The 20,537-nt window shown below is 71.0% G+C and carries 19 protein-coding genes and 5 tRNA genes; 14 read left to right on the forward strand and 10 right to left on the reverse strand.

Features of this window, described 5'->3' with window-relative positions; translation table 11 throughout:
- Positions 1–222 precede the first annotated feature (222 nt).
- The 8 genes from ABZ479_RS33985 to ABZ479_RS34020 all read right to left on the reverse strand — a co-directional run bounded on the left by ABZ479_RS33985 (position 223) and on the right by ABZ479_RS34020 (position 10,469).
- A complete protein-coding gene (locus ABZ479_RS33985; protein ID WP_089224993.1) occupies positions 223–801 on the reverse strand; it encodes a GTP-binding protein in 579 nt (192 codons plus the stop codon).
- Positions 782–1,342: a DUF742 domain-containing protein gene (locus ABZ479_RS33990; protein WP_499602242.1), complete on the reverse strand. Its 561-nt coding sequence runs from the start codon at positions 1,340–1,342 to the stop codon at positions 782–784. The genes ABZ479_RS33985 and ABZ479_RS33990 overlap by 20 nt, the downstream gene beginning before the upstream one ends.
- Positions 1,343–1,413: 71 nt before the next feature.
- Positions 1,414–1,827: a roadblock/LC7 domain-containing protein gene (locus ABZ479_RS33995; protein ID WP_018562059.1), complete on the reverse strand. Its 414-nt coding sequence runs from the start codon at positions 1,825–1,827 to the stop codon at positions 1,414–1,416.
- Between the two features lie 9 nt (positions 1,828–1,836).
- Positions 1,837–4,950 carry a sensor histidine kinase gene (locus ABZ479_RS34000; protein WP_500465192.1) on the reverse strand — a complete coding sequence of 1,038 codons (3,114 nt, stop codon included), beginning with the start codon at positions 4,948–4,950 and terminating at the stop codon, positions 1,837–1,839.
- Between the two features lie 462 nt (positions 4,951–5,412).
- Positions 5,413–6,021 (reverse strand): GTP-binding protein, encoded by a 609-nt coding sequence (locus tag ABZ479_RS34005; RefSeq protein ID WP_500465155.1) that lies wholly within the window; start codon positions 6,019–6,021, stop codon positions 5,413–5,415.
- The gene (locus tag ABZ479_RS34010) at positions 6,002–6,409 is read right to left on the reverse strand and encodes a DUF742 domain-containing protein (RefSeq protein WP_018562062.1); all 408 of its coding nucleotides are present in this window, start codon (positions 6,407–6,409) and stop codon (positions 6,002–6,004) included. Before ABZ479_RS34010 ends, ABZ479_RS34005 begins: the two co-directional genes overlap by 20 nt.
- A gap of 76 nt (positions 6,410–6,485) precedes the next feature.
- Complete coding sequence (locus ABZ479_RS34015) at positions 6,486–6,899, reverse strand: roadblock/LC7 domain-containing protein (protein ID WP_018562063.1); 414 nt, start codon at positions 6,897–6,899, stop codon at positions 6,486–6,488.
- A 9-nt stretch (positions 6,900–6,908) separates the two neighbouring features.
- Complete coding sequence (locus ABZ479_RS34020) at positions 6,909–10,469, reverse strand: sensor histidine kinase (RefSeq protein WP_500465156.1); 3,561 nt, start codon at positions 10,467–10,469, stop codon at positions 6,909–6,911.
- Positions 10,470–11,034: 565 nt separating this feature from the next.
- On the opposite strand from ABZ479_RS34020, the gene ABZ479_RS34025 reads away from it, so the two are divergent.
- The 10 genes from ABZ479_RS34025 (at position 11,035) to ABZ479_RS34070 (ending at position 15,860) form a co-directional block, all read left to right on the forward strand.
- Positions 11,035–11,223, forward strand: coding sequence for a hypothetical protein (locus tag ABZ479_RS34025; RefSeq protein WP_499602236.1), 189 nt, complete (start codon positions 11,035–11,037; stop codon positions 11,221–11,223).
- Between the two features lie 85 nt (positions 11,224–11,308).
- Entirely contained in the window at positions 11,309–12,100 is a 792-nt protein-coding gene (locus tag ABZ479_RS34030) for a fumarylacetoacetate hydrolase family protein (protein WP_500465157.1), read from the forward strand.
- Positions 12,093–13,577 carry a glutamate--tRNA ligase gene (gene gltX, locus ABZ479_RS34035; protein ID WP_500465158.1) on the forward strand — a complete coding sequence of 495 codons (1,485 nt, stop codon included), beginning with the start codon at positions 12,093–12,095 and terminating at the stop codon, positions 13,575–13,577. The genes ABZ479_RS34030 and gltX overlap by 8 nt, the downstream gene beginning before the upstream one ends.
- Before the next feature lie 69 nt (positions 13,578–13,646).
- Positions 13,647–14,606, forward strand: a complete 960-nt coding sequence (locus tag ABZ479_RS34040; RefSeq protein WP_500465159.1) for a pseudouridine synthase — start codon at positions 13,647–13,649, stop codon at positions 14,604–14,606.
- Positions 14,607–14,615: 9 nt separating this feature from the next.
- Complete coding sequence (locus tag ABZ479_RS34045; RefSeq protein ID WP_500465160.1) at positions 14,616–15,335, forward strand: HAD family hydrolase; 720 nt, start codon at positions 14,616–14,618, stop codon at positions 15,333–15,335.
- A gap of 88 nt (positions 15,336–15,423) precedes the next feature.
- Positions 15,424–15,495, forward strand: a tRNA-Gln gene (locus ABZ479_RS34050).
- 17 nt (positions 15,496–15,512) lie between these two features.
- Positions 15,513–15,585: transfer RNA gene (locus ABZ479_RS34055), tRNA-Glu, on the forward strand.
- A gap of 27 nt (positions 15,586–15,612) precedes the next feature.
- A tRNA-Glu gene (locus tag ABZ479_RS34060) sits at positions 15,613–15,685 on the forward strand.
- Positions 15,686–15,697: 12 nt separating this feature from the next.
- Positions 15,698–15,769, forward strand: a tRNA-Gln gene (locus ABZ479_RS34065).
- Positions 15,770–15,787: 18 nt separating this feature from the next.
- Positions 15,788–15,860, forward strand: a tRNA-Glu gene (locus tag ABZ479_RS34070).
- Positions 15,861–15,949: 89 nt separating this feature from the next.
- Here ABZ479_RS34070 and ABZ479_RS34075 read toward each other — a convergent pair.
- Positions 15,950–16,594: a MerR family transcriptional regulator gene (locus ABZ479_RS34075; protein ID WP_500465161.1), complete on the reverse strand. Its 645-nt coding sequence runs from the start codon at positions 16,592–16,594 to the stop codon at positions 15,950–15,952.
- 81 nt (positions 16,595–16,675) lie between these two features.
- Here ABZ479_RS34075 and ABZ479_RS34080 point away from each other — a divergent pair, with 81 nt between their 5' ends.
- Positions 16,676–17,176 (forward strand): DUF4188 domain-containing protein, encoded by a 501-nt coding sequence (locus ABZ479_RS34080; protein WP_500465162.1) that lies wholly within the window; start codon positions 16,676–16,678, stop codon positions 17,174–17,176.
- A gap of 13 nt (positions 17,177–17,189) precedes the next feature.
- Here ABZ479_RS34080 and ndgR read toward each other — a convergent pair whose 3' ends face one another.
- Positions 17,190–17,906: an IclR family transcriptional regulator NdgR gene (gene ndgR, locus ABZ479_RS34085; protein WP_499602225.1), complete on the reverse strand. Its 717-nt coding sequence runs from the start codon at positions 17,904–17,906 to the stop codon at positions 17,190–17,192.
- Positions 17,907–18,067: 161 nt separating this feature from the next.
- Here ndgR and leuC point away from each other — a divergent pair, with 161 nt between their 5' ends.
- The 3 genes from leuC (at position 18,068) to ABZ479_RS34100 (ending at position 20,456) form a co-directional block, all read left to right on the forward strand.
- Positions 18,068–19,489, forward strand: a complete 1,422-nt coding sequence (gene leuC, locus ABZ479_RS34090) for a 3-isopropylmalate dehydratase large subunit (RefSeq protein WP_500465163.1) — start codon at positions 18,068–18,070, stop codon at positions 19,487–19,489.
- A 5-nt stretch (positions 19,490–19,494) separates the two neighbouring features.
- The gene (gene leuD / locus ABZ479_RS34095; RefSeq protein ID WP_500465164.1) at positions 19,495–20,088 is read left to right on the forward strand and encodes a 3-isopropylmalate dehydratase small subunit; all 594 of its coding nucleotides are present in this window, start codon (positions 19,495–19,497) and stop codon (positions 20,086–20,088) included.
- A gap of 134 nt (positions 20,089–20,222) precedes the next feature.
- Positions 20,223–20,456, forward strand: coding sequence for an SCO5555 family protein (locus tag ABZ479_RS34100; protein ID WP_329185541.1), 234 nt, complete (start codon positions 20,223–20,225; stop codon positions 20,454–20,456).
- Positions 20,457–20,537 lie beyond the last annotated feature (81 nt).

The following is a 20,537-nucleotide window of genomic DNA, read 5'->3' on the forward strand; positions in this document are numbered from 1 at the left end:
TTTCTCCGCCCCTTGATCCGCGCTCCCCCACATCACCGCACGCCCCCGCGTCAGTTCGACCGTAATGTCGTCATATGAGCGCACCTCGATGAGCTCCCTTCCCGGGTGCCGCGCCGCCGTCGTCGTACGGGCCGGGTGGTCGCCGTCCCGGGCGCGAGGACGACGCGAAGGCCCGGCACATCCCGTGCGGGGCCTTTCGCGTCGTCGCGGGAGCGGGGACCGCTACCGCAGGCGCGCCATCAGCGCGTGCTCGACCAGCGTGATGAGCGCGCTCTTCGCCTCGGCGCGGTGCCGGGCGTCCGTGATGATGATGGGTGCCTCGGGACCGATCTGGAGGGCCTCGCGGACTTCCTCCGGGTTGTACGGCTGGTGGCCGTCGAAGCCGTTGAGGGCGATGACGAACGGCAGGCCGCTGTTCTCGAAGTAGTCGACCGCGGGGAAGCAGTCGGCCAGCCGGCGGGTGTCCACGAGGACGACCGCGCCGATGGCGCCGCGCACCAGGTCGTCCCACATGAACCAGAAGCGGTCCTGGCCCGGGGTACCGAACAGGTAGAGGATCAGGTCCTCGTCCAGGGTGATGCGGCCGAAGTCCATCGCCACGGTCGTCGTGGTCTTGTCCGGCGCGTGCGTCAGATCGTCGATCCCCGCGGAGGCGGAGGTCATCACGGCTTCGGTACGCAGCGGGTTGATCTCCGATACGGCACCGACGAACGTGGTCTTGCCCACGCCGAAGCCGCCCGCCACCACGATCTTCGCCGAGGTGGTTGAGCGAGCTGGACCGCTAGAGCTTGCGAAGTCCACTGAGCACCCTTTCGAGCAGTGTCACGTCTGGCTGTCCGCCCGAGGCATCGTCGCCACCGGGCTGGTGAATGGCGACGAGCCCGGCCTCCGCCAGGTCGGCGACGAGGATTCGGGCGACGCCGAGGGGGATGGAGAGGAGCGCGGAGATCTCCGCGACCGACTTGATCTCCCGGCAGAGGATGCAGATCCGCTGGTGCTCCGGCAACTGGCCCCGCAGCTGGGCCGGATCGGCGGTCGTGCTGACCAGTGCCTCGATGGCGAGCTGGTAGCGCGGCCGGGTGCGGCCTCCGGTCATGGCGTAGGGGCGTACCAGACCGGACGGCGTCCTGGCGCGCCCGGTCTGAGCTGTCCGAGGCGGTGGCGCCTGCGGGGGTTCGTACGGCTGGATCCTCGGCTGCCGGTGCGGCGGCATGGGGCCGGGGTTCCCCCCACCGTGGGAGGGGGGTGGCTCCTGGCTCGGTGCCGAGGGGAAGTTGAACCGCTTCAGGGGCGGCTGCTGTTGGTGATTGCCGTACTGATCTCCGCCTGGGGGCGTTGCCACGGTTCCTCCTCCAGCTGGGTAGCGCGTCTGAAAACCCTACGGGTCCCCAGACGCGCCCGCATGCCTGTCCGTTAGTTGAGCAGGCTGCCCTGCAATTCCGCACGCAGATCGGGGGTGAGCACGTTGCCCGCCCGGTCGACCAGCAGGGCCATCTCGTAGCCCACGAGGCCGATGTCGCACTCGGGGTGCGCCAGCACGGCCAGCGAGGACCCGTCCGAGACGGACATGATGAAGAGGAAGCCGCGCTCCATCTCCACGACGGTCTGGTTCACGTGGCCGCCCTCGAAGATGCGCGAGGCACCCGCGGTCAGCGAGGTCAGACCGGAGGCCACCGCGGCCAGCTGGTCCGCGCGGTCCCTCGGGAATCCTTCGGACATCGCCAGCAGCAGGCCGTCGGCAGAGACCACAACCGTATGGGAGACCCCTGGGGTCTGGTCCACGAAACTGGTGATCAACCAGTTCAGGTTCTGTGCCGCCTGGCTCATCGGACTCAACTAACGCTCCTGGTGCTTGGGGCCGAAGCCCTGGCCGTTCGTGTCAGTTCCCGCAGTGCGTCCCTGCTGGACACCGCGCCGGAGATTGCTCAGCCGGCCGCGGACGTCCTCGGGTGCACGGGAGACCATGGGGCCGCCCTGCGGAGTCTGCTGTGCGGTGCCCGGGACCAGGTTGGCCTTGGGGACCCGCCGGGGCAGGCCGGAGGGGGTGACCCCGCCCGCCTTGGGCTTGCGGGCCTGTTCGGCCCGCTGCCAGTTCTCGTCGTTCGTGGAGCGCCAGTCGGACTCCCCGTCCGGCGCCGGAGCGGAGGGCGCCGGCTGCGCCGGGAAGGCCTCCGCCGCCTGGGGCTCCGGCTGCGCCGGAACCGCCTGGCCGGACTGCTGCCACCCGCGGTCGCGGCGCGGCAGGCCCGCGTCGGTCACCGAGGAGTGCAGCGGGCCGGTGGTCGGACCCGGTCGGTCGAAGCCTACGCGGTCCGGGGCCTCGAAGGGGGCGGCTGCGGCGGAATCGGTCGCGGGCTGCCCGGGGAAGCCCTGCGGCTGGGCCGTCTGCGGCAGGTCGCCGGGCGTCGCCGTCCACTGCTCCTGCGCGTAGCCGTTCTGCTGCTGCCAGTCCTCCTGGGCGGCGTAGCCGTTCTGCGGAGCGGCGTACCCCTGCTCGGCGAAGGCGCCGTCGGTGTACGCCGGCTCCTGGAAGGCGGGCTGGGCGTCGTAGCCGTGCTGCTCCTGGAACGGCTGGGCCTGCGGCTCCTGGAAGCCCTGCCCGTCGAAGCCGTTCGCGGGGAAACCGTTGTCCTGGAAGCCGCTGTCCTGGAACCCGTTGTCCTGGAAGGGGGTCTCCTGGAACGCGGCCTCGGCGGCGGTCTCCTGGAAGACCTGCTCCTGCGCCTCGCCCTCGAAGGGCGGGCGCTCCGCGGTGCGGTCGCCGGCCGCGGCCTCGAGCTGGGCGCGGCGCTGGTCGCGCATGAGCGAACGGCCGACCGGGTCGAGCGAGCGGGCGTCCTCCGGTGCCTCGGCGCGCTCGTAGCGCGAGTCGTCGAAACCGAGCTCCGCGGCGGTCGGCCCGTAGGCGGCGAACTGCGGGGTCTCGAGCTCCGGCACGATCCGGGACACGGTGAAGTCGTCGTCCAGCGGCATCTCCTCGCCACCGCCACCGTGGGTGATCGGCTCGGGGAGCATGACCAGCGAGGTGGTGCCGGCCTGCTCGCCGGACGGGCGGAGCTGGACGCGGATGCCGTGCCGGTCGGCGAGGCGGCCGACCACGAACAGGCCCATGCGCTTGGAGATCGACGCGTCGACGGTCGGCGGGTCGGCCAGCTTGTGGTTGATGTCCGCGAAGTCCTCTGCGGTGAGGCCGATGCCCTTGTCGTGGATCTCGACCATGACGCGGCCGTCGGGCAGCCGGGTGGCGGTGACCCGCACCTTGGTCTGCGGCGAGGAGAAGGTGGTGGCGTTCTCCAGCAGCTCGGCGAGCAGGTGCACGAGGTCGGTCACGGCGGTGCCGTGGATCTCGGTCTCCGGTATGCCGACCAGCTCGATGCGGTCGTAGGCCTCCACCTCGGAGGCCGCGGCGCGGAGCACGTCGACCAGCGGGACCGGCTGGTTCCAGCGGCGGCCGGGCTCCTCGCCCGCGAGGACCAGGAGGTTCTCGCCGTTGCGGCGCATACGGGTCGCCAGGTGGTCCAGCTTGAAGAGGTTCGCCAGCTGGTCCGGCTCCGCCTCGTTGTTCTCCAGGTCCGTGATCAGCGTCAGCTGGCGCTGGATGAGGCCCTGGTTGCGGCGGGAGAGGTTGGTGAAGATCGCGTTGACGTTGCCGCGGAGCAGTGCCTGCTCGGCGGCGAGCCGTACGGCCTCGCGGTGGATCTGGTCGAAGGCGCGGGCGACCTCGCCGATCTCGTCGTTGGAGGTGATCGGGATCGCCTGGACGCGGGTGTCGACCTTGCCCGGGTCGGTGCGCGAGAGCTGGTCGACCAGGCCGGGCAGGCGCTGCTCGGCGACCTCGAAGGCCGAGGTGCGCAGGCGGCGCATGCTGTTGCTCATGGAGCGGGCGACCATCGCGGCCACGATGAAGGCGATGATCAGCGCCACCAGCACGACGGCGGAGTTGACGATCGCGTCGATGCGGGCGCTGTTGGCGAGGTCGTTCGCGTCGCTGTACGCCTGGTCGGCCAGGTGCTGCTCGACGTTCTTGTAGGCGTCGAACGCGAGGGTGCTCGCGCCGAACCAGCTCTCGACGGTCAGGCCCTGGGACTTGAGCTGCTCGGGGCCCTGGCCGGAGGCGATCAGCTTGATCATGGTCTCGAGGTTCGGCGGCGCCTTGAAGGGCTGGCCCGCGTCCTTGGCCGCCTGGGCGGCCTGGGCGGCCTGCGCCTTGCCCTTCTCCAGGGCCGCGGCCTGCTCGTCGAGCAGCCGGCGGTAGTCCGCGTCCGTGCCGCCGCCCCGGTACTCCTCGAGGGCGACCTGCTGGAGGTAGGCGTACGAGGTGAAGGCGGTGAGCTGGAGCTGCAGCTCGCCGTCGGCCAGCTTGTCGCGGTCCTCGACCAGCAGGTGGGTGCCGATGGAGCGGGTCAGCGACTCGGCGGCCTTGGTCAGTTCGAGCGCGTAGAGGGTGCGGCCGTAGGAGGCGATGCTGTCGGTGCCGTAGCCCAGCTCGTTCGCGAGCTCCATCAGCGGGTGCTGGACCTCGACGTACTTCTCCTCGGTCTGCACGCCCGGGAGCTGCCGGGTGAAGGCCGTGTCGCGCAGCTTCGCCAGGACCTTCTCGCCCTCGCGGATGTTCTCCACGCGGCGCTGCAGCCGGTCGGTCACGGGCAGCTGGGCGACGGCCGCGTCGAACTTCGCGGCGGCCTGGTCGGTGGCCGCACGGGTCGCGACGACGTTCTTGTTGTCGGCGTCGCCGGCCAGCAGGGGAACCACGCTGAGGTCGCGCTCGTTCAGGATGGCGTTCGCGTAGTCCACGGCCGCGCTCACGGCGCTGGCGGTGCGTACGGCGTCGTCCGCGTCCTGCCAGGTCTGCACCGAGCTCTGCACCCGGAAGCCGCCGAAGACCAGGGCGACCAGCACCGGGATGAGGAGGATGACGTTCAGACGGGTTGCCACCCGCCAGTTGCGCATGGCGAACCGGCTGCCCGTGCTCGCCACCGGCTCGGGAGCGGTGCCGGACTCGGGGTCTGTGGCCTGCGCCGTGCCGTACCGCGCAGGCGGGGTGAAATTGCCACGCGGGTGGTCCGCGGGACCCGGCTCTGCTCGCCTCGTGTTCCTCACTCGACCAACAACCTCTCGGCGACGGCGCGGGCGGCGCCGTTCCTACTCTCGGGTTTCGATGAATTCCAGCACGTCATGGGGGTGCTCCACAAACGTCCGGCGAGGACTGCGAACCCATGATCACGCGCCGGTTAAAACGGGCATAAGCGTAAAGCGGTGGCAATTCACCGGTTCGATGTGTGCGCAGTGAAGCCGACTGGGCGCGGGGGGTGTTCGGGTTGTTCCGATTCGCGGTCGAAACGTTATGAACAGAAGGACCGGCCATGTCAAAAGACACAGCCGGTCCATACGCGAAGTGGCAAGCTGGAACGCTTACTTGAGGCGAGCGAGCAGCGCGTGCTCCACGAGCGTGATGAGGCCGCTCTTCGCCTCGGCGCGGTGCCGGGCGTCCGTGGTGATGATGGGGGCGTCCGGGCCGATCTGCAGCGCCTCCCGGACCTCGTCGGGCGTGTACGGCTGGTGGCCGTCGAAGCCGTTGAGGGCGATGACGAACGGCAGGCCGCTGTTCTCGAAGTAGTCGACCGCGGGGAAGCAGTCGGCCAGCCGGCGGGTGTCGACCAGGACGACGGCGCCGATGGCACCGCGGACCAGGTCGTCCCACATGAACCAGAAGCGGTCCTGGCCCGGCGTACCGAACAGGTACAGGATCAGGTCGTCGTCGAGCGTGATACGACCGAAGTCCATCGCGACGGTCGTGGTGGTCTTGTCGGCCACGTGCGTCAGATCGTCCACGCCCGCGGACGCCGAGGTCATCACGGCCTCCGTGCGGAGCGGGTTGATCTCCGAGACCGCTCCGACGAACGTGGTTTTGCCCACGCCGAAGCCACCCGCCACCACGATCTTCGCCGAGGTGGTGGACCGGGCCGCGGGCGGCGCACCGTACGCCGCCTGCTGCCCCGGCCTAGAGCTTGCGAAGTCCACTGAGCACCCTTTCGAGCAGTGTCACATCAGGCTGTCCGCCGGCCTCGCCACTGCTCGGCTGGTGGATGGCGACCATACCGGCCTCAGCCAGGTCGGCCACCAGAATCCGGGCCACTCCCAGCGGGATCCCCAGCAGTGCGGAGATCTCGGCGACCGACTTGATCTCCATGCACAGGTGGCAGATGCGCTGGTGTTCGGGGAGTAGCCCCTGGAAGGCACTCGCGTCCGCGCTGGTGCTGACCAGCGCCTCGATGGCGAGCTGGTAGCGGGGCCGGGTGCGACCACCGGTCATGGCGTACGGCCGCACCAGCGGCTGGTCGCCTTCATCCCCGTACGGCGCATGGTGGGGCGCGCCGTACGGGCCGGGCGAGGCGGGCGGCGGGGTCATGAATGGTCCTCCGGGTAAGAGCGGACGCGTGTCGCGAGTAGTCATGGGGCGTGCATTCGGCCGGGCTCCGGAGAGCTCAGCCCATCAGGCTGCCTTGGAGTTCTGCGCGCAGGTCGGGGGTGAGGACGGCGCCCGCTCGGTCGACGAGCAGGGCCATCTCGTAGCCCACGAGGCCGATGTCGCACTCGGGGTGCGCCAGGACGGCGAGTGAGGACCCGTCCGAGACCGACATCAGGAGGAGGAAGCCGCGCTCCATCTCCACGACGGTCTGGTTGACGCTGCCGCCCTCGAAGATGCGGGACGCGCCCGCGGTCAGCGAGGTCAGGCCGGAGGCCACCGCGGCCAGCTGGTCGGCGCGGTCACGGGGGAAACCCTCGGACATGGCCAGCAGCAGGCCGTCGGCGGATACGACCACGGTGTGGGACACCCCGGGGGTGTTGTCCACGAAGTTGGTGATCAACCAGTTCAGATTCTGTGCCGCCTGGCTCATCTGACTCAACTAACGCTCCTGCTGGTGAGTGGTGCCAAAGCCGCGGCCGTCGGTCGTTCCCGTACCGGCCTGGCGGCCCTGCTGGATACCGCGACGGAGGTTGGTCAGGCGTCCGCGCACGTCGTCGGGGGCCCGGGAAATCTGCGGACCGCCCTGTGGGGCTTGCTGGGGAGCACCGGCTCCCGGGACGAGGTTGGCCTTGGGGACCCGCCGCGGCAGACCGGAGGGGGTGACCCCGCCGGCGGACGGCTGGCGCACCTGACCGGCGCGCTCCCAGACCTCGTCGTTCGGCGAGGAGCGCCACGACGCCGGCTCGCGCCGCGGGGGCTGCGGCGGCTGCGTGGGCGGTGCCGGGTGCGCGGGCGGCGCGGGGTGCTCGGCGCGGGCCCGCTGCGGCGCGGGCTGCTGCGGGTGGTGCTGCGGCGCGGGCTGCTGCGGACGCTGCGGCGGCCGGGTGGGCGCTCCGGCGTTCATGCCGTTGCCGTTCGGCTGCGGGGCGACCGGGCCGCTCTCGACGTGCACCTGCTGCATGCGCTCCGCACGGCCGGTACGGAACCAGTCCGACTCGAGGGAGTCGAAGATCGGGCTGGGCTCGTCCGCGCGGATCGGGGCCGGCGGCAGTGCCATCGGCTCGCTGGCGGCCGGCAGCGGGTGCCGGTCGGCCTGCGGAGCCGCGGGACGCTGCTGCGGTATACCCGGCTCTTGGGCGTAGGCCCCGGAGTGCCGCGGACCCTGCCGGGCCGCCGGAGCGGCCTGCGGGGCCTCCGGCGCCTGCTGGTACTGCGGCGCTTGGGGGGCCTGCGGGTACTGGGGCGCCTGCGGGTACTGCGGTGCCTCCGGCGCCTGCTGGTACTGGGGCGCCTGGGGGGCCTGCGGGTACTGGGGCGCCTGCGGGGCCGCGGGGCGCTGGAAGACGTCGCTGCGGGTGAACTGGCCCTGCTGCTGCGGGACATGGCCACCCTGCTGCGGCATCTGCGGAGCCTGGGGCATGTGCGGGGCCTGCGGCGCCTGGGGGCCGCCGTACGCCGGCCCCGTGTGCGGCATCGCGTTGAAGTCCGGGCGCTCGAACTGCGCCGTGGACTCCAGCTCCTCGTGACCGCGCGGCATGTCGGCCTCGGGGCCGTGGGCCGCGCCCATCGGCTGCGGGGCCGCCGGACGCTGCGGGGGAGCCGCGGGCCGCTGGGGCTGCTGCGGACGGCCCTGGCCACCGGGGACCTGCTCGTTGGCCCAGCTCGGGCCGGAGCGCTGCGGGCCGGGGGCCGCGGGGGCGCCGGGGCCGGCCGGACGGCCGCCCTGCGGGCCCATGCCGGGACCGGAGTTGAGGGCCGGACGGGCCCCGGAACCGGAGACCTGGCCGCGCTGGCCACCGCGGTGCATGCCCGCGAGGCCCGTGCCGGCGCCGCCGCCCATGGCCGGCGGCGGAGGACCGCCCGGAGCCGCGGCGGGGGCACCGCCCGGCTGCTGGCCGCGGTTGCCCGCGCCCGGCTGCGGCTTGGCGCCGCCCTGGGTGACGTCCACCGGCAGCATGACGAGCGCGGTGGTGCCGCCCGAGTCGGACGGACGGAGCTGGATCCGGATGCCGTGCCGCAGGGACAGGCGGCCGACCACGAACAGACCCATGCGGCGGGAGACGGAGACGTCCACCGTCGGCGGGTTCGCGAGCCGCTCGTTGATGTCGGCGAGGTCCTCCGGGGAGAGACCGATGCCGGTGTCGTGGATCTCGATCAGCACGCGGCCGTCGGGCAGCGCGTGACCGGTGACCCGCACCTTGGTCTGCGGGGAGGAGAACGAGGTCGCGTTCTCCAGCAGCTCTGCGAGCAGGTGGACGAGGTCGTTGACGACTCGGCCGGTGACCTCGACCGCGGGCACCGAGGTGAGCTCGATGCGCTCGTACTGCTCCACCTCGGAGGCCGCGGCGCGGAGGACGTCGACCAGCGGGACCGGGCGGGTCCAGCGGCGGCCGGGCTCCTCGCCCGCGAGGACGAGGAGGTTTTCGCCGTTCCGGCGCATACGGGTCGCGAGGTGGTCGAGCTTGAAGAGGCTGGACAGCTGGTCCGGGTCGGCCTCGCGGGACTCCAGTTCGGAGATCAGGCTCAGCTGACGCTGGATCAGGCCCTGGCTGCGGCGCGAGAGGTTGGTGAACATCGCGTTGACGTTCCCTCGCAGCAGCGCCTGCTCGGCGGCGAGACGGACGGCCTCGCGGTGGACCTCGTCGAACGCGCGGGCCACCTGGCCGATTTCGTCGCGCGTGTGGATGCCGATCGACTCGACCGAGGTGTCGACGTCCTGCGGGTCGGACTCGGAGAGCTGCTTGACCAGCTCGGGCAGTCGCTTCTGGGCGACTTCCTGGGCGGTGTCCTGCAGCCGGCGCAGCGAGCGGACCATGGACCGGGCGACGACGAAGGCGCCGACGACCGAGATGCCGAGCACGAGGAGGATCAGCGCACCGCTGAGGATGGCCTCTTGCTGGGCCTCGTCGCGCAGCGTCAGGGCCTTCTGCTGCATCTGCTGCAGAAGGGTCTGCTCGATCTGGCCCATGACCTGGAGCTTGGTCTTGGCCGCGTCGTCCCAGTCCAGGTAGCCGCCCTGGAAGTTCTGGATGCTGGACTCGGACGCCGTGATGCGGGCGGCCTGGTCGTTGACGGTGTTGACGACGTCGTTGCCGCCGTTGAGGCCCTTGAGGAGGGTCTCGGCGTTCGACCGGCCGTAGATCTGGGTGAACTGCTTCAGCTCCGTGGCCTCGGAGCGGAAGGTGCCCTGGAGGTAGCGGAAGTCGTTGGAGCTGAGCTGGTGGTTGTGGGCCAGCGCGGCGCTGATCACGGCGCGCTGGATGGAGTCGAACTCCTTGGCGGCCGAGAAGGCCGCCAGCGCGCGGGTACTGGAGATCATGTCCGGGTTACCGGTCGCCTCGGCCATCTCCTGGGAGAGGTCGATCAGCGACTGGATCAGCTCGTTGTACTCGCTGGCGGTCTGCGCGATGTACTCGGGCTGCTCGTAGGCACGCTCTCGGATGGGACCCAGGCTGCCGAGCTGCCGGTTGATCGTGGTGATCGAGGCGTTGACACCCGTGAGGTCCGGCGAGACCTGGTTGGCGGCGTTGACGAACGCCGTGCGCGCGAGCTTGGTCTTCTCCCTCGCGGCCTCGATGTTGTCGTCGTCCTTGTCCACGGGCGTGCTGGACAGCGGGCCGGCGGAGACGTCTCGCTCCTCCTGGAGCGCGGCGGCCAGCTTGGTCGCCTGCTCCGTGAGGTCGGTCAGCGAGGTCATTGCCTCCAGCTGCTGCACGTTCTCCAGCGAGCTCTGGATGCGCAGCGCACCCAGTGTGGTCGCCGCGACCACCGGCAGCGCGAGCAGCGACACCAGACGGGTGCTGATGCGCCAGTTGCGCATGGCTATCCGGGAGCCGTGCTTCGGGCCGGTGCGCACACCAGGTCCCGGCGTGACGTCGCTCTGCGCGCCCGCGGTTCCGGCGTCTGCGGTTTCCTCCCGGCGGGCAGGACCGTGTTCGGTCCCACCGCGCTGCTCCGGGTCGCCCGCAGCGCCGCCATCCCTCTTGAAACGTCCCTGCACTAGCGTCGCAACCTCTGGACCAGGCGTCCCCCGCACGGGCGGCAGGACGGTGTCGAGTCTTCGGAGTCCCGCCCTCCCCGGCGGATACCCATTGGCCGCCGCCGCTCGGCGATCGCACGCTCCCCCCTGCGCGCCGGCATCTGTTGATACGGCGGTCCGGGGAATTCCAGCACAGTGCCGGACGTCCAACAAGGGCCGACAGGTTTCGAGTGGAATACGTGACTCAGCGCGTCCGGTGGATCACACGGTGTCGGTGCGCTTTCGGCTGTCTTCCGGCAATCCGGGCTTTCTCCAGGGGAGTTCGACCCCCTTGGCTGCTGCCCGGCTGCTGCCAACCGGGGGTGAAGAGTCCGGATGAGCCGTGATGTCGGATTCGAGGGCATCGGCCGGCCGACCGATTCGCCCTGCTTGTCCTCGCGTTCGTGAGGAAAATCACACGCTGTCAGTTGTATTGGGCATCCGGATCGGGGAATGGGCGCCGATAGATTGACGTTTGACACAGCCGTGTACTACGTCAACCGCGCCTTGCCAGGCGCCCGGTACAACACGAGGTTCTGACCGGCCCATGAAGACGACCATGATCATGCGACCCATAGCCAACCCGCGCCGCACCACCCTCGCGCACCTGACGGACGCCGAGGACACGCGGACCGCAGAGGTCGCCCCGGCCGTCGAGGCCACGGATGCGGTCGTGCTTCCCCGGCAGACCGCCAACCCCCGCCGCACCGTGCTGACGGAGCTGCCGACCGCCTGAGGCGCGGCTCGGCGGGCGGGTCGGGCAGCCACCCCCGGGATAACCTGGAGCGTCAGTCTCCGGCCAGTGAGGTGAGCTGCTTCCCGTGCGCATCGCCAGGTTCTCCATCGACGGCAATGTCGCCTTCGGCGTCGTCGAGGGCGACGAGTCCGTCCCGGACGGACTCGTCCTCGACATCATCAAGGGCATCCCGTTCGCCGAGTACGAGCGCTCCGGCACCAAGGTGCCGCTGAGCAAGGTCCGGCTGCTGCCGCCCGTGCTCCCCAGCAAGGTCGTCGCGATCGGCCGGAACTACGCCGAACACGCCGCCGAACTCGGCAACGAGGTGCCGGAGGTCCCGGTCGCCTTCTTCAAGCCGTCCACCTCGGTGATCGGCCCCGGCGACCCCATCGTGTACCCCTCCTTCTCGCAGGAGGTGCACCACGAGGCCGAGCTCGCCGTCGTCATCGGCCGGATGTGCCGCGAGGTCCCGCGCGAACGCGTCGCCGAGGTCGTCCTCGGCTACACCTGCGCCAACGACGTCACCGCGCGGGACGCCCAGAAGGCCGAGAAGCAGTGGGCGCGCGCCAAGGGCTTCGACTCCTCGTGCCCCATCGGCCCCTGGATCGAGACCGGCCTCGACCTCGCCGCCGCGAACGACCTCGCCGTCACCGCGACCGTCAACGGCGAACTCCGCCAGTCCGGCCGCACGAGCCAGATGATCCGGTCCGTCGAGGACCTGATCGTCCACGTCACCGAGGCCATGACGCTGCTCCCGGGCGACGTCGTCCTCACCGGCACCCCGGCGGGCGTCGGCCCGCTCCACGTCGGCGACGAGGTCGCCGTCACCATCGAAGGCATCGGCACTCTCACCAACAAGGTGATCAAGCGTGACTAGCGCAGCTCCCGTACGCGTACGTTTCTGCCCCTCGCCGACCGGCAACCCCCACGTGGGCCTGGTCCGCACCGCCCTGTTCAACTGGGCGTTCGCCCGGCACCACCAGGGCGCCCTGGTCTTCCGCATCGAGGACACCGACGCCGCCCGCGACTCGGAGGAGTCGTACCAGCAGCTGCTGGAGGCCATGCGCTGGCTCGGCTTCGACTGGGACGAGGGCCCCGAGGTCGGCGGCCCGCACGCGCCCTACCGGCAGTCGCAGCGCATGGACGTGTACCAGGACGTCGCCGCGAAGCTGCTGGAGTCCGGCCACGCGTACAAGTGCTACTGCACCACCGAGGAGCTCGACGAGCGCCGCGAGGCCGCCCGCGCCGCCGGCCGTCCCTCCGGCTACGACGGCCACTGCCGCGACCTCACCGCCGAGCAGGCCGGCGCGTACGAGCGCGAGGGCCGCGAGCCGATCGTCCGCTTCCGCATGCCCGACGAGACGATCACCTTCACCGACCTGGTGCGCGGCGAGCTGACCTTCACCCCGGACAACGTGCCCGACTACGGCATCGTCCGGGCCAACGGCGCCCCGCTCTACACGCTGGTCAACCCGGTCGACGACGCGCTGATGGAGATCACGCACGTGCTGCGCGGCGAGGACCTGCTGTCCTCCACCCCGCGCCAGATCGCGCTCTACCGCGCGCTCGCCGAGATCGGGGTCGGCAACGGCACCACCCCGCACTTCGGCCACCTGCCGTACGTCATGGGCGAGGGCAACAAGAAGCTCTCCAAGCGCGACCCGCAGTCCTCCCTCAACCTCTACCGGGAGCGCGGCTTCCTCCCCGAGGGCCTGCTGAACTACCTGTCGCTGCTCGGGTGGTCGCTCTCCGCCGACCGCGACGTCTTCAGCGTCGAGGAGATGGTGGCCGCCTTCGACATCGACGCGGTCAACGCCAACCCGGCGCGCTTCGACCTCAAGAAGGCCGAGTCGATCAACGGCGACCACATCCGCATGCTGGACGTGAAGACGTTCGTCGAGGCCTGCGGGCCGTGGCTGAAGGCCCCGTTCGCCCCCTGGACGCCCGAGGCGTTCGACCAGGCCGCCTTCGAGACGGTCGCGCCGCACGCGCAGACCCGTCTGACCGTGCTCTCCGACATCACCGACAACGTCGACTTCCTCTTCCTCGACACGCCGGTGGAGGACGAGGCGTCCTGGCAGAAGGCGATGAAGGACCCGGCCGCCGCCTCGGCGCTGCTGACCACCGCCCGGGAGAACCTGGCGGCCGCCGACTGGAACGCCGAGGCCCTGAAGGACGCGGTCCTCGCCGCCGGCGAGACCCACGGCCTCAAGCTCGGCAAGGCCCAGGCCCCGGTACGCGTCGCCGTCACCGGCCGCACCGTCGGCCTGCCGCTCTTCGAGTCCCTCGAAGTGCTCGGCCGTGAGCGCACCCTGGCCCGCGTCGACGCCACCCTGGCGAAGCTCGCCGGCTGACCGCGGTACGCCGAACCGCCCCGGGCCCTCCACCAGGCGCCCGGGGCGGCACGCCTCCCGGACCACCTCGTGCGCCGCAGGACCAGGCCCCCGGTACCCCCGCTGCCCCAGCGCCGCGGGGTCGATCCCGTACGCGTCCGGCTGCCCGGCACCGGCACCTGGACGACGGTCCGCGACCACCTGGTGGAACGCTTCGGCACGGCGGTTCCCCCGGAACGGGTGGACGCCATGTTCGCGGCGGGGGAGGTGCACGGCGCCGACGGCCCGCTCGCACCCGACGCCGCCTACCACCCGGGCGGCCACGTCTGGTTCCACCGGGAGCTGCCGGAGGAGGTCCCGGTGCCCTTCGCGATCGAGGTGCTCCACCACGACGACCGGCTGCTCGTCGTCGACAAGCCGCACTTCCTCGCCACCATGCCGCGCGGCGCCCACGTCGTGCAGACGGCGCTGACCCGGCTGCGCCACGACCTCGCGCTGCCCGAGCTCAGCCCGGCCCACCGGCTCGACCGGCTGACGGCGGGCGTGGTGATGTTCGTCGTCCGCCCCGAGCTGCGCGGCGCCTACCAGACGATCTTCCGCGACCGGCTGGTGCGCAAGGAGTACGAGGCCGTGGCCCGGCACGACCCCGCCCTGGTGCTGCCGCGCACGGTGGAGAGCCGGATCGTGAAGGAACGCGGTGAGATGGCGGCCCGCGAGGTCCCCGGCGAGCCCAACGCCCGCAGCCACGTGGAACTGCTGGACCACCGCGACGGACTCGCGCGCTACCGGCTCCGCCCCGAGACCGGCCGTACCCACCAGTTGCGGGTGCACATGAACGGCCTGGGTCTGCCGATCCTCGGCGACCCCGTCTACCCGCACGTCCTGCCGCCCGCCGCGCCCGGCGACTTCTCCCGTCCGCTGCGGCTGCTGGCCCGGGCGCTGGAGTTCGAGGACCCCGTGACGGGCGAGGCACGCCGTTTCGAGAGCCGCCGGACGCTGTTCACGGGGTGGCCGCCGGCCCCCGGCACCCCGGACGGAGTACCGGGCTAGAGTCGGCATATGCCGATCCGCGCCGTGCTCTGGGACATCGACGACACGATCTTCGACTACTCCGGTGCCGAGCGGTCCGGCGCGCTGCGTCACCTCCAGGCCGAGGGTCTGCTCGGTGCGTTCGGCGGCGAGGAACGGGCGCTGCACACCTGGCGCGAGGTGATGGAGACGCACTACGCGCGCTTCCTCACCGGGGAACTGACCTTCACCGAGCACCGCAGGGAGCGCGTCCGGGCCCTCCTGGGTCCGTCCGTGCCCGACACCGAGGCCGACGCGTGGTTCGCGGCGTACTACGTGCACTTCGAGGCCGCCTGGGCGGTCTTCCCCGACGTCCTGCCGGCGCTGGACGCCCTCACCCCGCGGTACCGGCACGGTCTGCTGTCCAACTCCAGCACCACCCACCAGGAGCGCAAGCTGTCCCGGCTCGGGATCCGCGACCGCTTCGAGTGCCTGGTGTGCTCGCAGGAACTCGGGCACGCCAAGCCCGCGCCGGAGGCCTTCCTCGGAGCGTGCCGGGCGCTCGGGCTGCCGCCGGAGGAGGTCGCCTACGTGGGCGACAAGGCCGACACCGACGCGCGCGGCGCGGACGCGGCGGGCCTGTACGGGGTGTGGCTGGACCGTACGGGTTCCGTCACCGCGCCGGACCTGCGCCGGATCACCGGGCTCGGGGAGCTGCCCGCACTTCTGGCGGCGGATACTCGTTTTGGAGCCCCGTCACCGATCGGGTAATGTTCTTCCTGCGCCGCCCGGGCGGGCCGAAAAGGCCGGCACGGGAAGCGCGGCCAAACAAAACCCCCTGCGGGGGGTTGAGTTTTGGTGGGGTATGGTGTAATTGGCAGCACGACTGATTCTGGTTCAGTTAGTCTAGGTTCGAGTCCTGGTACCCCAGCGCAGATCTTCTGCAAAGCCCCCGTTGTGTAGCGGCCTAGCACGCTGCCCTCTCAAGGCAGTAGCGCCGGTTCGAATCCGGTCGGGGGTACGGATCTCTCTCGCAGGGATCGCTAGGGCCCCCGTTGTGTAGCGGCCTAGCACGCCGCCCTCTCAAGGCGGTAGCGCCGGTTCGAATCCGGTCGGGGGTACTTGACACACCATGGGGTATGGTGTAATTGGCAGCACGAGTGATTCTGGTTCATTTAGTCTAGGTTCGAGTCCTGGTACCCCAGCGTATTTCCTGAAGACTTGCCCCCGTTGTGTAGCGGCCTAGCACGCCGCCCTCTCAAGGCGGTAGCGCCGGTTCGAATCCGGTCGGGGGTACATCAGGGAGAGGCCCTCCGCTTCGGCGGGGGGCCTCTCCCGTTTCCGCCGGTCCCGGCCCCCGCCCGGCACCTTCCCGGCGTTCCGGGTCACTCAACTCCGAAGCGGCGCCGGGACTCCTCCGCCTCGGCGAGCCGGCGCAAGCCCAGCAGCACGGGTTCGTAGAGCACGGTGAGCGTCACCGCGGCCGCCGCCTGTTCGAGCGGGGTGTCGTACGTCTCGACCAGATCCAGGTCGTGGACGGCCTGTTGGGCGGCGAGCCGCGCGTACGGCGCCAAGTGCCGTGCGCTGCTGGGGTATCCGAGGCGGGTCAGGGCGGCGACCGCCGTGACGAGCATCCGGTACGCGGGGGAGGGGCCGTACTCCTCGCTGCCGTAGCGCCAGCCGAGTTCGGCCATCAACCGGTCCACCTCGCGGCGGGCCGTTCCGGTCGCCGGGTCGTCCTCGTCGGGCTCCGGGCCGTGCGGCAGGACGAAGGTGGCGGCGCCGAGCCGCGTGTGCCGGCCGAGAGACTCGTCCTCCACCGCGGCGAGCACCTCGCGGGCGGTGGTCACCGGCACCTTGCCGACCTGGATCAGTGCCCGGACGAACCGCAGCCGGCGTAGGTGGTCCTCCCCGTACTCGGCCTGCGTGGCCGTCACGCGGCGGCCGGGCGGGAGCAGGCCCTCGCGCAGGTAGTACTTGATCGTGGCCGTCGCCACGCCGCTGCGTTCGCTCAACTCCGCCAGTCGCATTCCCTTGCGCCCTCCATCGGATAGTGGCACTATCTAAGCATGGATAGTGCCACTATCCAACACGACCGACAGGGGTTCCTCATGTCCGCGCAGGTGATTCCGGGCCGCAACACCGCCGCCGCCGAGGGAGGCATCGTGGTGTTCCTCATCGGGATGCGGATCAACCGCTTCCGGTCCCTCGGCAGCTGGCTGCCGGTCTTCCGTGCGATGCCCCGCATGCTGCGGGAGCTGTCGCAGGACGACGGGAGCGGGTTCCTCGGGTACCGGCTGCTGTTCGGCGGGCCCCGGGTGATCTACGTCGTCCAGTACTGGAGGTCCACGGAGCAGCTCTTCACGTACGCCTCGCAGCAGGACAAGCAGCACCGGCCCGCGTGGGCGGCGTTCAACCGCCGCGCGCGGGCCGGCAAGGGCAGGGTGGGCTTCTGGCACGAGACGTACGCGGCGCCGGCGGGCGCCTACGAGTCCGTCTACGTCGACATGCCCGCCTTCGGGCTGGGTGCCGCGACGGGCGTGGTCCCGGTGGGACGCCGGGGCGAGACGGCGGCCCAGCGGCTGAAGGCGGGTGAGGAGCGGGCGGCCTGAGGCCGGCGCCGGCTCAGCTGCTGCGGCGCAGCGACTCCGACAGCCGGGCCGCGGCGTCCACGACGGCCTGGGCGTGCATGCGCCCGGGGTGACGGGTGAGCCGCTCGATCGGACCGGAGACGGACACCGCCGCCACCACGCGGTTGGACGGGCCGCGCACCGGGGCCGAGACGGAGGCCACGCCGGGTTCACGCTCGCCGATCGACTGCGCCCAGCCGCGGCGCCGCACACCGGAGAGCGCGGTGGCGGTGAAGCGGGCCCCCTGCAGACCGCGGTGGAGCCGCTCCGGCTCCTCCCAGGCGAGCAGGACCTGGGCCGCCGAACCCGCCTTCATCGGCAACGTGGAGCCGACGGGGACGGTGTCCCGCAGTCCGGACAGCCGCTCGGCGGCGGCCACGCAGATGCGGGTGTCGCCCTGGCGACGGTAGAGCTGGGCGCTCTCGCCGGTCACGTCCCGCAGGTGCGTGAGCACCGGACCGGCGGTGGCCAGCAGTCGGTCCTCGCCCGCCGCGGCGGCGAGTTCGGACAGCCTCGGACCGAGGATGAAGCGCCCCTGCATGTCGCGGGCAACCATCCGGTGGTGTTCCAGGGCGACGGCCAGGCGGTGTGCGGTGGGGCGGGCGAGACCCGTGGCGCCCACGAGCCCGGCCAGGGTGGCCGGGCCGGACTCCAGCGCGCTGAGCACCAGAGCCGCCTTGTCGAGAACGCCGACGCCACTACTGTTGTCCATGCAACGATACTCCCGTCTCACTCTGTGAAACGCAAGTTCAATTTTCCGGTGGACGCGGCACGCTGGAATGCACAGGGCCGCTGCGGCCACTCCCCACAAGGGCGCGGACACGCAGGGCAACGACGAACAGGCCGGCAGAGCGGCCGGTCGGAGGGAATGCGATGGCAAGGACACTCGCGGAAAAGGTCTGGGAGGATCACGTCGTACGGCGCGCCGAGGGCGAGCCCGACCTCCTCTTCATCGACCTGCACCTGCTCCACGAGGTCACCAGCCCGCAGGCCTTCGACGGTCTGCGGATGAACGGCCGCCAGGTCCGCAGGCTGGACCTCACCATCGCGACCGAGGACCACAACACCCCCACCCTCGACATCGACAAGCCGATCGCCGACCCGGTCTCGCGCACGCAGCTGGAGACGCTGCGCAAGAACTGCGCCGAGTTCGGGGTGCGGCTGCACCCGCTGGGTGACGTCGAGCAGGGCGTGGTGCACGTCGTCGGTCCGCAGCTGGGCCTGACCCAGCCGGGCATGACCGTCGTCTGCGGCGACAGCCACACCTCCACCCACGGCGCCTTCGGCGCGCTGGCGTTCGGCATCGGCACCAGCCAGGTCGAGCACGTGCTGGCCACCCAGACCCTGCCGCTGGCCCCGTTCCGGACCATGGCGATCACCGTCGACGGCGAGCTGCCCGACGGCGTCACCGCCAAGGACCTGATCCTGGCGATCATCACCAGGATCGGCACCGGCGGCGGCCAGGGATACGTCATCGAGTACCGCGGCTCGGCCATCGAGAAGCTCTCGATGGAGGCCCGGATGACCATCTGCAACATGTCGATCGAGGCGGGTGCCCGGGCCGGCATGATCGCCCCGGACCGGACCACCTTCGACTACCTGCAGGGCCGTCCGCACGCCCCGCAGGGCGAGGACTGGGACGCCGCGGTCGCCTACTGGGAGACGCTCAGGACCGACGAGGACGCCGTCTTCGACCACGAGGTCGTCATCGACGCCTCCGAGCTGTCCCCGTTCGTCACCTGGGGCACCAACCCCGGCCAGGGCGCCCCGCTGAGCGCCGCCGTGCCGGACCCGGCCGGTTTCGAGGACCCCAGCGACCGGCTGGCCGCCGAGAAGGCCCTGGAGTACATGGCCCTGGAGCCCGGTACGCCACTGCGCGAGGTGAAGGTCGACACCGTCTTCGTCGGCTCCTGCACCAACGGCCGCATCGAGGACCTGCGCTCCGCCGCCTCCGTCGTCAAGGGCCGCAAGATCGCCGACGGCGTGCGGATGCTGGTGGTGCCCGGCTCGGTCCGGGTCGCGCTGCAGGCCGTGGAGGAGGGCCTGGACAAGGTCTTCAAGGAGGCCGGCGCCGAGTGGCGGCACGCGGGCTGCTCGATGTGCCTGGGCATGAACCCCGACCAACTGGCCCCCGGTGAGCGCTCCGCGTCCACCTCCAACCGCAACTTCGAGGGACGGCAGGGCAAGGGCGGCCGCACCCACCTGGTGTCGCCGCAGGTCGCGGCCGCGACCGCGGTCACCGGCCGCCTCTCGTCCCCCGCCGATCTGCCCGGCGCAGCCGTCCTGGAGGCCTGAGAACCATGGAAGCTTTCACCACGCACACCGGGCGCGCCGTGCCGCTGCGTCGCAGCAACGCCGACACGGACCAGATCATCCCGGCCCACTGGCTGAAGAAGGTCACCCGCAACGGCTTCGAGGACGGCCTGTTCGAGGCCTGGCGCAAGGACCCCGAGTTCGTGCTCAACCGGCCCGAGCGCCAGGGCGCCACCGTCCTGGTCGCCGGCCCGGACTTCGGCACCGGCTCCTCCCGCGAGCACGCGGTGTGGGCCTTGCAGAACTACGGTTTCAAGGCCGTCATCTCGTCCCGCTTCGCGGACATCTTCCGCGGCAACTCGTTGAAGAACGGCCTGCTCACCGTGATCCTGCCGCAGGAGACGGTCGAGGAGCTCTGGCAGCTGACCGAGGCCGACCCCACCGTCGAGATCACCGTCGACCTCCAGGACCGCGAGGTCCGCGCCGGAGACGTCACCGCCCCCTTCGAGCTGGACGACAACGCCCGCTGGAGGCTGCTCAACGGCCTGGACGACATCAGCCTCACCCTGAAGAACGAGGCCGACATCGCCGCCTACGAGGCCGAGCGCCCCTCCTACAAGCCGCAGACCCTGCAGGTCTGAGCGGTCCGGCGGCCCCCGCGGCCGCCCGCCGGCCCCACCTCCGCAGCGCCCCCCGCCCCCACCGGGCGGGGGGCGCTGCGGCGTGTTCGGCTCCACACCTCGTGACAACTCACCGCAGATGACACAATCGGCACATGGAACACGATGGCCAACTCGAGCTGTACGGGTTCCTCGCTGCCAGGTTGAAGCAGGCCCACACCCGGGTGGCGGGTCTGCAAGTGCCGGAGGACGTCAGGATGCAGTTGGCCCGGCGGCTGCTCGTCATCACCGCGGCCGCGAAGCACGATCTCGCGGGTGCGGCAAGGCGTCTGGAGGAACTGATGAAGGACCTCGACGAAGGCCGATTCCCCGATCAAAGGTCTTCCTGAGCCCCGAGTTCGTTGCGGCACAAGGGTGATTCGCCCGTTTCGTATTTGATTTGCGGTATATATCCGCCTAGCGTGCGAAAA

The organism is Streptomyces sp. NPDC005722, from assembly GCF_040630935.1.
Classification (GTDB): Bacteria; Actinomycetota; Actinomycetes; order Streptomycetales; family Streptomycetaceae; genus Actinacidiphila.

Bases quoted from the DNA above. Each gene is read 5' to 3' on its own strand.
- ABZ479_RS34045 (WP_500465160.1), top strand. From the start codon at position 14,616: ATGCCGATCCGCGCCGTGCTCTGGGACATCGACGACACGATCTTCGAC.
- ABZ479_RS34075 (WP_500465161.1), bottom strand. From the start codon at position 16,594: ATGCGACTGGCGGAGTTGAGCGAACGCAGCGGCGTGGCGACGGCCACG.
- ABZ479_RS34100 (WP_329185541.1), top strand. From the start codon at position 20,223: ATGGAACACGATGGCCAACTCGAGCTGTACGGGTTCCTCGCTGCCAGG.
- ABZ479_RS34000 (WP_500465192.1), bottom strand. From the start codon at position 4,950: ATGCGCAACTGGCGGGTGGCAACCCGTCTGAACGTCATCCTCCTCATC.
- ndgR (WP_499602225.1), bottom strand. From the start codon at position 17,906: ATGGACAACAGTAGTGGCGTCGGCGTTCTCGACAAGGCGGCTCTGGTG.
- ABZ479_RS34025 (WP_499602236.1), top strand. From the start codon at position 11,035: ATGAAGACGACCATGATCATGCGACCCATAGCCAACCCGCGCCGCACC.
- leuD (WP_500465164.1), top strand. From the start codon at position 19,495: ATGGAAGCTTTCACCACGCACACCGGGCGCGCCGTGCCGCTGCGTCGC.
- ABZ479_RS34015 (WP_018562063.1), bottom strand. From the start codon at position 6,899: ATGAGCCAGGCGGCACAGAATCTGAACTGGTTGATCACCAACTTCGTG.
- leuC (WP_500465163.1), top strand. From the start codon at position 18,068: ATGGCAAGGACACTCGCGGAAAAGGTCTGGGAGGATCACGTCGTACGG.
- ABZ479_RS34080 (WP_500465162.1), top strand. From the start codon at position 16,676: ATGTCCGCGCAGGTGATTCCGGGCCGCAACACCGCCGCCGCCGAGGGA.
- ABZ479_RS33995 (WP_018562059.1), bottom strand. From the start codon at position 1,827: ATGAGCCAGGCGGCACAGAACCTGAACTGGTTGATCACCAGTTTCGTG.
- ABZ479_RS34010 (WP_018562062.1), bottom strand. From the start codon at position 6,409: ATGACCCCGCCGCCCGCCTCGCCCGGCCCGTACGGCGCGCCCCACCAT.